Origin of the sequence: Adhaeribacter swui, assembly GCF_014217805.1 — a bacterium.
Classification (GTDB): domain Bacteria; phylum Bacteroidota; class Bacteroidia; order Cytophagales; family Hymenobacteraceae; genus Adhaeribacter; species Adhaeribacter swui.
Genome location: NZ_CP055156.1, coordinates 1,474,345 through 1,489,706, shown reverse-complemented (window position 1 = coordinate 1,489,706; position 15,362 = coordinate 1,474,345). Strand labels below are relative to the sequence as shown.

The 15,362-nt window shown below is 44.9% G+C and carries 11 protein-coding genes; all 11 read left to right on the top strand.

The features are described from left to right. Positions 1–3 precede the first annotated feature (3 nt). The 11 genes from HUW51_RS06990 to HUW51_RS06940 all read left to right on the top strand — a co-directional run bounded on the left by HUW51_RS06990 (position 4) and on the right by HUW51_RS06940 (position 15,357). The gene (locus HUW51_RS06990) at positions 4–1,395 is read left to right on the top strand and encodes an ABC transporter permease (RefSeq protein ID WP_185273264.1); all 1,392 of its coding nucleotides are present in this window, start codon (positions 4–6) and stop codon (positions 1,393–1,395) included. Next, a complete protein-coding gene (locus HUW51_RS06985; protein WP_185273263.1) occupies positions 1,392–2,516 on the top strand; it encodes an ABC transporter permease in 1,125 nt (374 codons plus the stop codon). Before HUW51_RS06990 ends, HUW51_RS06985 begins: the two co-directional genes overlap by 4 nt. A gap of 306 nt (positions 2,517–2,822) precedes the next feature. Then, entirely contained in the window at positions 2,823–3,056 is a 234-nt protein-coding gene (locus tag HUW51_RS06980; protein ID WP_185273262.1) for a hypothetical protein, read from the top strand. Positions 3,057–3,553: 497 nt separating this feature from the next. Beyond that, positions 3,554–6,604 carry a SusC/RagA family TonB-linked outer membrane protein gene (locus tag HUW51_RS06975; RefSeq protein WP_228466952.1) on the top strand — a complete coding sequence of 1,017 codons (3,051 nt, stop codon included), beginning with the start codon at positions 3,554–3,556 and terminating at the stop codon, positions 6,602–6,604. A gap of 20 nt (positions 6,605–6,624) precedes the next feature. Then, complete coding sequence (locus HUW51_RS06970; protein ID WP_185273261.1) at positions 6,625–8,244, top strand: RagB/SusD family nutrient uptake outer membrane protein; 1,620 nt, start codon at positions 6,625–6,627, stop codon at positions 8,242–8,244. A 233-nt stretch (positions 8,245–8,477) separates the two neighbouring features. Then, complete coding sequence (locus tag HUW51_RS06965) at positions 8,478–9,404, top strand: sugar phosphate isomerase/epimerase family protein (protein WP_185273260.1); 927 nt, start codon at positions 8,478–8,480, stop codon at positions 9,402–9,404. Positions 9,405–9,430: 26 nt separating this feature from the next. After that, complete coding sequence (locus tag HUW51_RS06960) at positions 9,431–10,201, top strand: 3-keto-disaccharide hydrolase (RefSeq protein ID WP_185273259.1); 771 nt, start codon at positions 9,431–9,433, stop codon at positions 10,199–10,201. Positions 10,202–10,243: 42 nt separating this feature from the next. Then, complete coding sequence (locus HUW51_RS06955; RefSeq protein WP_185273258.1) at positions 10,244–11,584, top strand: Gfo/Idh/MocA family protein; 1,341 nt, start codon at positions 10,244–10,246, stop codon at positions 11,582–11,584. A gap of 222 nt (positions 11,585–11,806) precedes the next feature. Continuing rightward, positions 11,807–12,898 (top strand): DUF6807 domain-containing protein, encoded by a 1,092-nt coding sequence (locus HUW51_RS06950; protein ID WP_185273257.1) that lies wholly within the window; start codon positions 11,807–11,809, stop codon positions 12,896–12,898. Between the two features lie 322 nt (positions 12,899–13,220). Then, positions 13,221–14,243, top strand: a complete 1,023-nt coding sequence (locus HUW51_RS06945) for a glycoside hydrolase family 43 protein (RefSeq protein WP_185273256.1) — start codon at positions 13,221–13,223, stop codon at positions 14,241–14,243. Between the two features lie 58 nt (positions 14,244–14,301). Next, on the top strand, positions 14,302–15,357 hold the full coding sequence (locus HUW51_RS06940) for a family 43 glycosylhydrolase (RefSeq protein ID WP_185273255.1): 1,056 nt from the start codon (positions 14,302–14,304) through the stop codon (positions 15,355–15,357). The last annotated feature ends 5 nt before the right edge of the window (positions 15,358–15,362 follow it).

Genomic DNA, 15,362 nt, shown 5'->3' with positions numbered 1-15,362 from the left:
CCTATGGTACGGTACGTACTAAAACGTTTGGTATGGCTAATTTTTACCCTTTGGCTAATTTGCTCACTTGTTTTTTTCTTAAGTAAAGCCGTACCGGGTACCTGCCTCGATTGGCAACTCGGCGAATTTGGCCAGACTATTAACAGCACTAAAATAACCACCGGCCAATCCGGCAACAAACCCGTAATCCCCCTTTTTTACTTTTCGGTGCATTCCAGGGCCGTGCCCGATACGTTGTACCGGATGCAACCCGAACAGCATCAGCAATTTTTTAAAAATTTAATATTGCTCTCGGGCAATAGAGCGGCAGTGCAGGCTTTTTATCAAACAATAATAAACTTACAGAAAAGTGCAGCGCAGCTACCCAATCTTACTCTCAGTGAAAAGCAACAGTTACGTTATCAATTAGAATTAATTTTTGCGTTAGCCGATAAAACCCAGTTGGAACAAGCTCTGCTCCGGATTAAAAATCAGGTAAGCACGCGGTCGTACCCAGTAAGTTACCGTGAAAAAGTAACGTTGGCACAGCAGCAATGCCAGGCAATTTTTAAAAAAAAGCAAATTTTAAATGTATTAATGCCGGCGGTTACCTGGTATGGTTTTACAAATGAATACCATATTTGGTTTACCAACTTTATTCAGGGTAATTTAGGAACTTCCTGCCTTAACCAAGATCCTGTGAATGAGGTAATTGCCGAGGCATTTGCGAATACATTTGTAATTACTGTTTTGAGTTTAGGGTTAATTTTTATTCTGGCTTCGGAGCTGAGTATTTGGTTAAGTAATGCCCGTCGCGCCAAATGGAAGCAAACAATACTTAGTCTGTTATATGCCCTCGATAGCGTGCCGTTGTTTATTGTGGCTTTAATCTTAATTACTTTGTTTGCCAGCAACAGCTATTTCAATATTTTCCCGGCTTTTGGTTCTGCTCCGGATTCTGTACCGGGCGTGCCGGCTTATTTAACCTGGGTGTACCAATTGCCTTATCTGGCTTTGCCGGTAATTAGTTTAACCTTGTCGGGTTTACCTTACGTTACGGGCCAAACTTACCAGGCTATTCAGCAATTATTGTCCCGTGAGTTTGTATTGGTGGCCAAAGCGAAAGGCCTACCGGAGCAACTGGTTTTACGACGCCACGTGTGGCGAAATGCCTTGCTAACCCTTATTACATTATTTACCGGATTTTTACCCGTAATTATAACCGGAGCGGTAATTATCGAGAATATTTTTGCTATTCCGGGTATGGGCAGGTTATTGTACCACACCATTCTGGCGCGCGATTTTCCGGTATTAATTGGTATTGTACTTTATCTGGGCTTAATTAAAATTTTAGCGCATGTTTTAGCCGATATTTTGTATTACCTGGCCGATCCGCGCATTAAAGTACCAGCATGAATGTAATAGCAGATAACTCCAGACGAAAAAAAGCAGGCAAGTGGCGGTGGACTGAGCGGCTGGCGGGCGGTTATTTGCTGTTATTTTTAATAGTTGCTTTTATGTTGCCATTTACCGGTATGGTGCAGCACCCTTACGAAAACTTAAACCCGGGCCCGATTAGTCAACCGCCATTTATTTTTTCGTCTGGTTTGGGTAGTAATAACTCCAGTATTTATTGGCTGGGCACCGATGGAACAGGGCAAGATGTGTTGGCTAATTTAATTTACGGCGCCCGTACAGCCTTAATCGTGAGTGTGCCGGCAATGGTATTGGCTACTATTATTGGGGTAGGGCTGGGGTGCTTAGCAGGTTTTTGGGGCAATTCGGGTTTGCGGGTGCTGGTAGTTAATTTGGTGATAAACGTAATTCTGTTGCTTGTTGGGCTTTATTATATTATCTATATCCGGCAGGTACATTGGTTAAATGCTTTTAAGGTTGGTTCTTCTAAAGTATTACTTGAATCAGGCATCGCTTTACTTACACTGTTTAGTTTAGGTGTTTTGGGCTGGCTATTAGCTAAATTTTTTAAAAATTTCGGTTTTAAGAAACAAATAACGTTGCCCATAGATCATGTTGTGCTCCGGCTAATTGAGGTAGTGGGGGCTATTCCTCGTTTATTATTAGTGATGTGCCTGGTAGCTTTTGTGCAGCCTTCCTTAATTAACGTTATATTTTTAGCAGCCTTTACTTACTGGACCGGTATTGCCCGTTTAGTGCGCGCAGAATTGTTGCAAATAAAAGAGTTGCCTTACATCGAGGCGGCCCGGGTAGCGGGTATGTCTGATGTACGTATACTTTTAAAGCAGGCTTTGCCCAATGCCTTGCCGCCGGTAATTGTGGCAGTGGCATTTGGGCTCGGCAGTTTAATTAGCCTGGAAGCCACTTTATCTTATTTAGGAATTGGGATACCCCTTGAGGAAGCAAGTTGGGGCAAAATAATTAAAGGCATACTGCAGAATTCGGATGCCTGGTGGTTGGTTGTTTTTCCTACGTTAACTTTATGCTTTACCGTGTTGTCGTTGCAAATAGTAGCAGAACGTATTTTAAAAGAAATTACCCCCACCCGCCAGGATTTTTAAAAAAAAATCAATGTTACAGATTGGTTTTATTTGCGAAACTTTGCGGATTGTTTCTGCCAATTACTAACAGAATTTAAAATAAATTATTTACATTAATTTGCTTATTAACAGTTGATTAAAAATTATTTATTTTTAAAATTTGCCGCTTCATTCCTGCGCGCTTACTTGTCCGATTAGGTAATAAAGAATGTTACCAACGACGCAGAATTTTCTTTTAATTAAAAGAGGAAAATAAATAGTATTGTAGGTAGTGATTAGTTAAATAAGGACTTGCTGTAATTACTGAAAGCGCAATAGTAATACTAAATGGCAAAAGTTTATTGTTTAAAAATTCCGGGATCTACCAAAATTCTAACCCTCCGCAACGTACGTCCTGTAAAACCGGCGGCACATACGGTCACTTCGTGCCCTGATTCCATCTTGCTGGATTTAGCGGGCAATTGCTTTACCAATAAACCCCAGGCCAGTATTATTATTGGCGGTTACGTAATCCAAAGCCTCGATTCAGAAGGATCTGTTGATCTTCAAATAAAGTATTAGCCTTTCTTTTAACTTCAGCTTTGCCTATTTTAATAAAAGATTAGTCGGCTGTTCTACGAGGTAAGATTGTTTTTATTATGTTGCATTTGCAAACGTTTTCGGTAACGTTTGCAGAAAAAATATTAATTTTTCATTATTTAATTGCTTGGTAATTACTGCTAATTTTTGTATGATTGTTATCCCCGGTAATTAACAATGTAATACTTACCAGCGCTTATAACGACTTGGTACCAGTAGCAAAATTTTAAATTTTTTAAATATTAAAATTTGTTGGCTTCTTTAAATTCTTAATTAACCAATAATATGCCTCATATTAAGTGATTTTTATCTCTTAATATAGTTTGTGATTTAAAAATTTTTAAAATTTCTAAATTTATATTTAACCATTTTTATTTTCTTGATTTTTAAAAATCTGCAAAAATTATGTTGCTTATATGAAAAATTTTACTCTAAAACAAAGTTCGCTTATTTGTATTTTGTTGATAAACGGATCTGCAATGCTATATCCGGCCCTGGCCAATGCCAACCATAATGCATCTCCCGGGGGCATGGCTGCTTTTACCGCTTTAAAACCGGTGCTGTTCGATTGGCAGATAACCGGTAAAGTTACTACCCCAAACGGGGAAGCTTTGCCCGGGGTAACGGTGTTGGTTAAAGGAACTACAATTGGAGCTACAACTGCCCCGGATGGTACCTATACTTTAAACATACCCGAAAAAGCAACCACGCTGGTATTCTCATTTATTGGCTATACCACCCAGGAAAGGGCAATAACCGGTCCCGGAACAATAAACATTACACTTTCTGATGATACCAAAGCTTTACAGGAAGTGGTGGTAGTGGGGTACGGTACGCAAAAGAAAAGCCAGGTTACCGGCGCTATTTCTTCGGTTTCGGCGAAAGAAATTTCAGAATTGCCCATTACTAACCCGCAGCAAGCTTTGCAAGGTCGGGCCGCTGGGGTAGAGGTATTAAGCCAGGGTAACAGCCCGGGAGGCGGTGTAAACGTGCGGATCCGCGGGCGGCGGTCTTTTAACGCCGGCAACGACCCACTTTTCGTAGTCGATGGCATTCCGCTTTCTGGCGATATTAATGATATTAACCCGCAGGACATTGAGTCCATGGAAGTGTTAAAAGATGCTTCTTCTACGGCTATTTACGGGTCCAGAGGGGCTAACGGGGTAGTAATTGTAACTACCAAACGCGGCGCACCCGGCAAAATAAGTATATCCTACGACGGGTATTTTGGCGTGAACAGTATCATCAACCAGTACGACGTAATGAACGGGGCTGAGTTTGCCGAATACAAACGCGAATCACGCCGCACTACCGGTAAATACAACGACGCCGATCCGGTTGGTTCCGATAAAGCCATTTTTGATGCGGTGGAGTTAGAAGGAATTGCGCAAGGCCGGTCCACGAATTACCAGGATTATATTACCCGCACTGGTACCCAGCAAAGCCATCAGTTAGGCATTTCGGGTGGTTCCGACAAAACGCGTTATTCCGTTTCGTTTAACCACTTTTTTGAAAAAGGAGTAACCATCGGTCAGGATTTTACCCGCGACAATATCCGGATTTCCCTAGATCAGCAAATCGGCGAAAAATTAAAATTTGGGGTTACCATGATGGGGAGCTTAGGTAAATTAAACTTTGGTCCGAACCCTTACGGCGTTTCTTTACGCGAAAACCCTTTGGGTACGCCCTACGATGCCAACGGTAACTTGCTTTTCCGGAATACCTCTGATGGCGCGCAAACCAACCCTTTATTAGAAGTTGTACCCAATGCCATTGTTAATGAAAACCGGCGCGGCCGGATATTTACCAGCTTATTCGGCGAGTACCAGATTGCCAAAGGATTATCTTACCGCTTAAATTTTGGACCGGATTACTCTACCCGCAGAAGTGGTCAGTTCCAGGCTAGTCTTACCAATGCCCGTTCCGGCGGTACCCCGTATGCCCAAAACGATAATAATTACTTGTTCTCCTACACCCTGGAAAACATCCTGAACTATACCCGCAAGTTTAACGAAGCGCACGATTTAAATATCACCGGCTTATTCTCCATCCAAAAAGAGCGGCGGGAGTTTTACCAAATCCGGGCGAGCGGTTTAACTTCAGCCCGGCAGTTATTCTATAAACTATCGCATGCGCCTAACATCGAAGGCATTGACAGCGACCTGAACGAAAGCGGTTTACTATCTTACATGGGCCGGGTAAACTATGGCTTCCGCGATAAATACCTCTTGACCTTAACTACCCGGATTGATGGTTCTTCTAAATTTGCCGGCGAAACTGGTTTGTTTGGCGATACAAAAAAATATGGTTTCTTCCCGTCAGCGGCTATTGGCTGGCGCATCAGTGAAGAAAGTTTTATAAAAAGCATTCCGTTTATCGATAATTTAAAATTACGGGCCAGCTACGGCCTTACCGGTAACCAAGGCATTGGCGCTTACGCTACACAAGGTGCTCTAAACCGCACTACTTACGCTTTTGGTACCACCGGCGCCTTTGGTTATTCTCCTCGGGCTTTGGTAAATCCGGACTTACGCTGGGAAACTACCGCTACTACCAACGTGGGCTTAGACTTTGGCTTTATTAATAACCGCATCTCTGGTTCGGTGGAAGTGTACCAACAGAACACTTTTGATTTGTTGATGCCTCGGAACCTGCCCTTTACCAGTGGCTACGGTAGCGTGCTTCAGAACGTAGGTAAAAGCAAAAACTCCGGTTTAGAAGTAGCGGTTTCTACGGTAAACGTAGATAGGGGCGGCGACGGCTTTAAATGGACCACCGATATTAACTTTAACTCCAACAAAGAGCAAATTGTAGAAATTTATAATGGTAAAAAAGACGATGTAGGTAGCTTGTACTTTATTGGTCAGCCTTTAACCGTTTACTACGATTACGAAAAACTGGGAATATGGCAAACCAGCGAAAAAGACCAGGCAGCCTTGTATAAGCAAGCTCCCGGCGAAATAAAAGTAAAAGACCAGAATAACGATGGCGCCATTAACGCTTTAGACCGGAAAATTCTAGGTTCTGATATTCCGGATTGGTCTGGCGGTATTACTAACCGGTTTAGCTACAAAGGCATCGATTTCTCGTTCTTTATTTTTACCCGACAGGGCAGTATGATTCAAAGCGATTTATACAACAACCTGAACTTCCTGGCAGGCCGGTATAACAACATGGACGTAGATTACTGGACGCCTACCAACCCGACCAATGCCTATCCGCGGCCTAACCAGAACCAGGAGCGTCCTTTGTATAACACTACCATGTCGTATTTCGATGGCTCATTTACCAAAATCAGAAACATCAGCTTAGGGTATAATATTCCTACGGCCATCAGCAACAAATTAAAACTATCCTCTTTGCGGGTGTACGCCAGTGCCCAGAATCCATTTATTTTCTCGAACTACGGCAACAACCTGGATCCGGAGCAAGCCAGAGGCCGCAGCAACGATCGGGAGCAGGTTAATTTAATTACCATCAGTACGCCATCTGCCCGGCTGATTATGTTTGGGATAAACGCTAAATTTTAAATTTTAGGAAGCATTTTATTATGAAGAAGATATTATTATTAATAGGTGGTCTGGCATTTATGAGCCAGGCTTGTAAAGATATCCTGGACGAACAAGTAGTATCTAGTGTTACCCCGGAATATTACCAAACTACTACCGGTTTTGAGGATGCAGTAAAAGCCTCGTACGAGCCTTTGCGTACCTGGTACGGCACCCAGCGCGGCTTTACCCTTACCGTTTTCGGTACCGATACTTATACCAAAGGAGCTGACGGTGATTACAAGTTTGTGAACGATTATACGCCCAACTTAAACTCGCAGGTAGATTATATACGGGATCTCTGGAATGATTTTTACCGGGCCATTAACACCACCAATACCGTAATCGATCGGGCGCCAAATATTACCTTAGACGAAACTTTAAAAGGCATCCGGGTAGGAGAAGCTAAATTCTTGCGGGCGCATTATTACTTTGTGCTGGTGCAAACCTACGGTCCTATTCACATATCACTCAAAGAAACTACCCAGGTGCAAACCACCGCCAGCCGCTCGTCGGTGAAAGATGTGTACGATGTAATTGTGGCAGACCTGGAAAGTGCCATTGCGGTATTGCCGGCGAAGCAAAACGATTACGGCCGCGTTACCAAACCCGCCGCCGAACACTTACTGGCGAAAGTGCTCTTAACCCGGGCCAGCATACCAGAAGCAGCTAAACCCGACGATAACCAACGGGCTGCCGATTTAGCCAAAAGTGTTATTAACAATTACGATTTTTCTTTGCTGCCTACGTTTGCTGCCGTATTCGACCAAGGCAACCAGCAGCACTCCGAGGTGGTATGGTCCGTGCAATACACCCAGGATTTAATTACCAACGGAGGCGGTAACAGCGGTCACCTTTACTTTTTAATGGAATACGATGCAGGCCATAAAGGAACCATGCGCGATATTGCCAATGGCCGTCCGTTTAAACGGTTTAAACCTACGCAGTACACCCTCGATTTATTCGACCGTACCAAAGATTCGCGCTATAATGGCTCGTTTAAGCAAGTGTTTTATGCCAATAACCCAGCTACTTTAGCTCCCGGCATGAAATTAGGCGATACCGCCATTTGGGTAGCTCCCACAGATATATCCGCCGAATACAAAGCCTCAAAAAATTACCGGATTATTGACCGGGCCGAAGTTTTCTCTTCGGGCAATTACCGGTACTTTCCTTCTTTAAGTAAATTTTTAGATCCGCTGCGGCCATCGGTACAGCATGAGCCCGGTTCCCGCGACTTTATGGTGGCCCGCTTAGCCGAAACCTATCTGATTGCCGCCGAAGCTTTATACAAAGTGGGTAACATCGACGAAGCTGTGCAACACATCAACGCCATCCGCCGTCGGGCTGCTATCCCGGGCAAAGAAGCAGAAATGGAAATAACGCTGGACCAGTTAAACATGGACTTTATTCTGGATGAGCGGGCCCGCGAGTTATTAGGCGAAATGGACCGTTGGTTTGACCTGGTAAGAACCGGTACTTTAGTAGACCGCGTTAAAAAGTATAATCCGGATGGCGGCCCCAATATTCAGCCGTACCACGTATTACGCCCCATCCCAAGCGACCAAATTGACCGGACCGAAGGCGGTGTGGCATCTTTCCCGCAAAACACGGGTTACTAAGTTTTAAAAAATTTAAAAAAAATGGTTGTTTAGCCCGGCTAAGCAACCATTTTTTTAAGGTTGCAAACGTTCACGATAACGTAATCGGAAAATATCTTGGTTTTTTACTATGATAGAACGGTAAATAAATATAAATTTAAGGAGCTGAAAAACTCGTTTAGCTCTTTTAAACTGGTTAGAGCTGTATTTTACCGGTTTAAGCTAAGTAAATACCAGAAGTAAAGTCCAAAATAATGTCACAAGAAATATCCCGCCGCCGCTTTCTCTCGCAAATAAGTTTGGCCGCCACGGCACTGCCTTTAGCTGTTTTTTCTTCCAATGCTTTAGCGGCTGTTTTGGCGCAAAACGGCATCAAGTTAGGCTACTCGGCTATTACCTGGGAAGGCAACGATATGCAAGCTATTAAAGAAATCGCGGCGCTGGGTTTTACCGGTATTCAGTTGCGGGCTAACGCCTACCAGGAGTACGGCCAGAAACCAGCCGAATTAAAAAAGATTCTGGACGACGCCAAGTTAGAACTGGCCATGCTTTCGAGCGGCAACGCCAACATAAACACTGGCAACGACGAAGGCGAGATTAAAAAACACGTAGAGCACGCCAAATTCGTGAAAGCTTTAGGCGGTAAATACATTCAGGTAACTAATTCGTCGAGGCCCAAAACCGGCACGCCCACCCAAGAAGACTTAGTAAAATACGGCAAATTACTCACCGAAGTAGGCAAGCGCACCCAAGCCGTCGGCATCCAAACTGCTTACCACAACCACATGCACCAACTCGGCGAAACACCCGAAGAAGTGGACGTGATTATGCAAACCGTTGATCCCAAGTACGTGAGTTTATTACTGGATATCGGGCATTACCACCAGGGCGGCGGCGATCCGGCCAAAGCCATCCGGCAATATAAAAGTCAATTAAAAGCCTTGCATATAAAAGACGTGCGCGATAAAAACGCCATAGACCCCAAACGTCCTTACCAGTTTGTGGAGTTAGGGCAAGGCAAAGTAAACTTACCGCAGGTTTTTGCGGCTTTAAAAGAAATTAAATTTAACGGCTACGCCATTGTGGAACTCGATGCCGTGCCGGAAAAAGGCCGCACGCCTTTAGAAAGTGGCCAGATCGGGCGCGATTATTTAAAAAATCAATTAAAGTTTAGTATTTGATTTACAAGAGTATAGTATTACTAATTATGATAAATTTAAAATTATGTATTCTTACTGGTTCAGTTGTTTTCAGCTTATGGGGTACTGGTTTCGCCCAAACAAGCGCAAGTAAAACCAAGGCGGCTGGCAGCGCGGTAAATACCTTAACCGCCGCCGAAAAAAAGCAAGGCTGGCAATTACTCTTCGATGGTAAAACCACCAACGGCTGGCGCGGCGCGCACCGCGAAACTTTCCCGACGCAGGGCTGGCAGGTAAAGAATGGGGAGTTATCGGTGCTGCAATCCGATGGAGCCGAATCGCAGAACGGCGGCGACATTGTAACGAAAGAAGAATACGGGAACTTTGAGTTAACTCTGGAAGCCAAACTTACCGAAGGCGCCAATAGTGGCGTAAAATACTTTGTAACCGAAAAAGAGCCTCCGCATCCCGGTTCCGCTATTGGTTTAGAATATCAGATCCTCGACGACGATCGCCACCCCGACGCTAAAATGGGAAAAAACGGCAACCGCACTATCAGCTCTTTATACGATTTAATTCCGGCCAAAAACAAAAACGCCAAACCCATTGGCGAGTGGAACCAGGTGCGCATTGTATCTAAAAACAACCACGTGGAACATTGGCTAAACGGTACCAAAGTAGTGGAGTTTACCCGCGCCAGTCCGGAATACCGGGCTCTGGTAGCCGAAAGTAAATACAAGAATTACCCCAACTTCGGCGAGGCCGCTACAGGGCACATTCTCTTGCAGGACCACGGCAACACGGTGCATTACCGCAACATTAAAATCAGGAAAATTTAACCCGCAGGTATATTAAATAGTGCTATTAAACCTTAATTAATAATGGAAAATAATAAAGAAAATTCCCGGAGAGATTTTATTAAAAAAGCGGCGCTCGGTACCATTGGCGTAGCCGCCATGGGCATCAGTGCGAAAAGCTACGGCCGCATTTTAGGCGCCAACGATCGCGTAAATGTGGGTATTGTGGGTTTCTCCAGCCGGTTTAAAAGCTCCCTGGTTCCTTCGTTCATGGACCATCAGAAAGAGTTGAATTTTGCTTTTATGGGAGTTTCGGACATCTGGAACCGCCGCCGCGACGAAGCAGAAGCCTATATTAAGGAAAAAACCGGCATGAAAATTAAAAAATACCGGAACAACGACGAACTCTACGGAAATAAAGATATTGATGCCGTTATTATTTCTACCGCCGATTTTCAGCATGCTTTAATGGGTGTGGAAGCCGTAAAAGCCGGCCGCGACGCTTACATTGAAAAACCCATGGCCGAAAGCATGGACGATGCCCGGGCCATTTTAAAAGCGGTAGAAGAATCGGACCGGATTGTGCAGATTGGTTCGCAGCGCCGCAGTGCCCCCAACTACATTGCCGCCAACGAGTTTATCCGGTCGGGTAAATTCGGCGATATTACCATGGTAGAAATGTGCTGGAACGTAAACCAGCCGGGCCGCTGGCGGGTGCCGCTTACCAAAGAAATCCGGAAAGAAGATACCGACTGGGACCGTTTTTTAATGAACCGGCCCAAAGAAGCCTGGGACCCCCGGAAATATTTAGAGTTCCGTTTGTTTTATCCGTACTCCACCGGTATTCCGGGCCAATGGATGTCGCACCAGATTGATACCGTGCATTGGTTTACCGGCCTGGACCACCCCCGGAGCGTATCGGCCAACGGCGGTATTTACATGTGGAAAGACGGCCGCAAAAACGCCGACACCATGACCGCGGTATTTGATTACGGCCCAAAAGACGATATGAGCAAAGGCTTCCAGGTAGTGTTCTCTTCGCGGTTCCATAACGGGGCCGGCGGTACCAAAGAACTGTATTACTCCAACGGCGGTATGATGAACCTGGATACCAACAAAATAACTTCTGAAGGCGGTTTAACCCAAAGAATGGCCGATGAAATGGGTATGAAAGCCAATTTGCTGCAGGAGTTTACCTTGCCTAATGCCACCAAAATAGAAACTGCCGCTAACACCGGCGGCGACCCCATGACTTCTTTGCACATGCGCAACTGGATGGAATGCGTGCGCAGCCGTAAAACCCCGAATGCTTCGGTACGGGCCGGTTACAACCACTCCGTAGCTAACCAAATGACGTACGCCGCTTTAACTACTGGCAAGAAAATAAGCTTCGACGATACCAAGCAGGATTTAATTCTCAGCTAGTTTAATTTCTGGTTAATCTATGTAAAAAGGAGGGGTGATAATACGTAAGTTTATCATCCCTTTTTACTTACCGGGGCAGCTGCGCCGTGCTCAGGCAAAATGTAAAATTTTGTAAAATTTAAAATTTTTAAATTTCTGTTATTCCGGAGGAACCTATTTTGCTACACAGCAGAAAAGTTTCTATTTGAATGACAGAAGGTTTGTTTAACTGTTTCGATAACCATGCAGCAAATAAAAAAGAAGCCTGTTGGGGCCGGTATATTTCTGGTAGTTCTTATAATCAGCGCCGGTTTTATTTTAAAAAAACAAAGTGCCGTTGAAACTAAAGCCCAAAAATTTACGCTGGTAGCTGATGCCAAAAACAAACGGGTAGATGTGCTGGTAGATGGCCAACCTTTTACTTCGTACTTCTACCCAAATGATTTAATGAAACCGGTGTTGTACCCCATCCGCACCAGTAAAGGCACGCTTATTACCCGGGGCTGGCCCTACGATCCGCGACCAGGCGAACGCGTAGACCATCCGCACCACGTGGGTTTGTGGTTTAACTACGGCGATGTAAACGGCCTCGATTTCTGGAATAACTCTACCGCCATTGAAGCCAGCAAGAAAAACGGGTACGGCACCATTAAACACAACAAAATTTTAAAAATGACCAATGGCGATAACCAGGCCGAACTCGCCGTAACCATGGATTGGCAAAAGCCCGACGGTACCAACTTGCTCCGCGAAGACACCCGCTTTATTTTTAGCGGCTCCGGCAACAGCCGCTACATCGACCGCATTACTACGCTCACTGCTTTAAAAGAAGAAGTATTATTTAAAGACAACAAAGAAGGCGTGATTGGTTTGCGGTTAGCCCGGGAACTGGAACACCCTTCCGATAAGCCCGAAGTATTTACTGATGCCAGCGGCAAAGCTACGCCGGTAGCTAAACTAAATAACGAAGGCGTTACGGGTAAATACCGCAGCTCCGAAGGCAAAGAAGGCGATGCCGTGTGGGGTACCCGGGGCAAGTGGGTAAACTTAACCGGCACCATTAAAGCCGAACCTGTTTCGCTGGTGCTACTGGATAATCCGCAGAACGTGGGTTTTCCTACGTATTGGCACGCACGCGGCTACGGTTTATTTGCGGCTAACCCCCTGGGCCAGAAAGCAATGAGCGAAGGCAAAGAAGAGTTAAACTTTAAACTGGCCCCCGGTAAATCGGTTACCTTCCGCCACCGCCTGATTGTGCACTCCGGCAGCAATTTAACCGACGAGCAGGTAAACGCCGAATACCAGAAATTCGCCGGTAAAAACAGCAAGCTGTAAACAACTTATCCCAGAATATTTTTTCATTGCTTCATAAAATGGGTTAAACCCGGTGGTTGCTAACTGTCGGGTTTCTTCGTTTAAGATAGTTTAAGCAAAGTTTTGATAGCGCCTAAATCAAATTTTTTAAAAATTTAATCAATTACAAACCATGGAGTAAAAGTTAACCGGAAAATGCTACGGGAGATTTGGTAGGCTTTATTAAAATGAATAAACTTAATGCCCGTTGTGAAAACGGCGGCTATTTTAAAACATTATCGTGTTTTTACGGCAGCAACCAGGTTGTAAACTGCTTTTATCCGAAGCGTTTTAGCGTTCTAAAATGAAAAAATTTAAAAAAACAGATGCTCTGCTTTTAGCATTAACAATTTTTTGGAGTGCTTTAACTGCCCAGGCGCAGGATAAAACCTTTACCAATCCGCTGTTGCCCAACGGACCGGACCCTTGGGCTTACCGGCATACCGACGGCAATTACTACTTTATGTCTACGGGCGGCAATAAACTGGCTATTTACAAATCGAAAACTTTGAGCGGTATTAAACAAGTCAGCCCGCAGGTAATCTGGACGCCACCCGCCGCCGGGCCAAACAGCAAAGACATCTGGGCGCCCGAAATCCATTTCTTAGATGGCAAGTGGTACATCTACTACACGGCCACGGACAAAGCCAACCCCGGCGATAAAACCCGCTACGTGTTTGTTTTGGAAAACGCCAGCCAAGACCCACTCACCGGCACCTGGGTAGATAAAGGCAAAATAAATACGAATTACTCTGGCCTGGATGGGTCGGTGTTTGAGCACCGCGGCAAACGTTATTTTTTGTATTCGGCGTACGTGGGGCCGCAAAGCCGCTTGTTTATCGCGGAAATGAAAAACCCCTGGACCATCAGCGAGAAGCAAATAGAAATTGCCAAGCCTACTTATGACTGGGAAAAGTTTAAAGACCGCGAAATTCTGGAAGGACCGCAGTTCTTAATGGGGCAGAAAGGTACTTTGCACATTATTTACTCGGCCAGTGCGTGTTGGGACGATAATTACGCGTTGGGCATGCTTACCGCTTCGGCTACAAGCGATTTATTATCCGGGAAAACCTGGCAAAAAGCCCCTGCTCCAGTTTTTAAAGCCTCCCCGGAAAACAACGTATACGGCCCGGGCCACAACAGTTTTACCAAATCGCCGGACGGCAAAGAAGATTGGATTGTGTACCACGCCAAGTCCGAAGCAAACGGCGCATGCAGTGGCCGCAGCACACGTATTCAAAAGTTTACCTGGAAGCCAAATGGTACTCCGGATTTCGGGATACCTTTAGCCATTGAAACTGCCATTACAAAACCATCCGGGGAGTAAGAAATAGGGCGTTTATTTTCGTACCGGAAAAACAAAATTTTTAAAAATTCTTAATGCTATGAAGTATTCTTTCGCTTCTAAATTCCTGATTTTACCGCTTATTCTGGTTTACAGCTTTTTTATAAATCCCGAATCAGCTGATGCTCAATCCGGCGCAGCTACCAGCGGCCAGCAAAAGCTTACCTATCAAAATCCGGTATTTAATCATGATTTTCCGGATCCTAATCTGGTACAAGCCCCGGATGGCTATTTCTATTCGTATTCTACTCAGGCTAATTGGTCGAGGGATAATTTTGGCGGGCCTTTTATAACTCCGATTTTGCGCTCCAGAGATTTGGTAAACTGGGAGAAAGTAGGCGATGCGCTGACCAAAAAACCGGATTGGAAGGAAAAAGGCGGTATTTGGGCACCCGATGCGGTCTACTACAAAGGCAAATACTTCCTGTACTATTCTTTCTCTACCTGGGGCGACCCGAACCCAGGCATTGGCGTAGCTACTTCTGATAAACCCGAAGGCCCCTTTACCGACCATGGCAAGTTGTTTCTGAGTAAAGAAATTGGCGTAGATAATTCCATCGATGCATTTTTCTTCGAGGATAAAGGCGTACCGTACTTAGTCTGGGGCAGTTTTCACGGGATTTACGGCGTAGAGCTTTCCGAGGACGGTACCCAAGTAAAAGGCGAAAAATTTAAACTGGCCGGCACCGCTTACGAAGGTTCTTACATCCATAAAAAAGGCAAATACTATTATTACCTAGGCTCTACCGGCACCTGCTGCGAAGGCGAAAAAAGCACTTACGAAGTAAAAGTAGGCCGATCTAAAAAGTTTAAAGGTCCTTACCTGGATAAAAACAAGAAACCGTTGCTCGAAAATGGCGGCACCCAGCTCTTAAGTAAAAACACCGGCCCAACGGGCTTTGTCGGCCCCGGGCACAATGGTGATTTGGTAACGGACAAAGCCGGCCAAACCTGGATGCTCTACCACGGCTTCCGGAAAGACAGCCCGGAAACGGGCAGGGTAATGCTACTGGATAAAATTGAATGGAAAAAGAAGTGGCCGGTAATTAAAACAGCGCAACCATCCATAACGCCGCAAGAAGGGCCAGTTTTTTAAAATTT

Coding starts and splice junctions, on each gene's coding strand:
- HUW51_RS06955 (WP_185273258.1), top strand. CDS start 10,244: ATGGAAAATAATAAAGAAAATTCCCGGAGAGATTTTATTAAAAAAGCG.
- HUW51_RS06975 (WP_228466952.1), top strand. CDS start 3,554: ATGCTATATCCGGCCCTGGCCAATGCCAACCATAATGCATCTCCCGGG.
- HUW51_RS06980 (WP_185273262.1), top strand. CDS start 2,823: ATGGCAAAAGTTTATTGTTTAAAAATTCCGGGATCTACCAAAATTCTA.
- HUW51_RS06950 (WP_185273257.1), top strand. CDS start 11,807: ATGCAGCAAATAAAAAAGAAGCCTGTTGGGGCCGGTATATTTCTGGTA.
- HUW51_RS06990 (WP_185273264.1), top strand. CDS start 4: ATGGTACGGTACGTACTAAAACGTTTGGTATGGCTAATTTTTACCCTT.
- HUW51_RS06940 (WP_185273255.1), top strand. CDS start 14,302: ATGAAGTATTCTTTCGCTTCTAAATTCCTGATTTTACCGCTTATTCTG.
- HUW51_RS06960 (WP_185273259.1), top strand. CDS start 9,431: ATGATAAATTTAAAATTATGTATTCTTACTGGTTCAGTTGTTTTCAGC.
- HUW51_RS06945 (WP_185273256.1), top strand. CDS start 13,221: ATGAAAAAATTTAAAAAAACAGATGCTCTGCTTTTAGCATTAACAATT.
- HUW51_RS06965 (WP_185273260.1), top strand. CDS start 8,478: ATGTCACAAGAAATATCCCGCCGCCGCTTTCTCTCGCAAATAAGTTTG.
- HUW51_RS06970 (WP_185273261.1), top strand. CDS start 6,625: ATGAAGAAGATATTATTATTAATAGGTGGTCTGGCATTTATGAGCCAG.
- HUW51_RS06985 (WP_185273263.1), top strand. CDS start 1,392: ATGAATGTAATAGCAGATAACTCCAGACGAAAAAAAGCAGGCAAGTGG.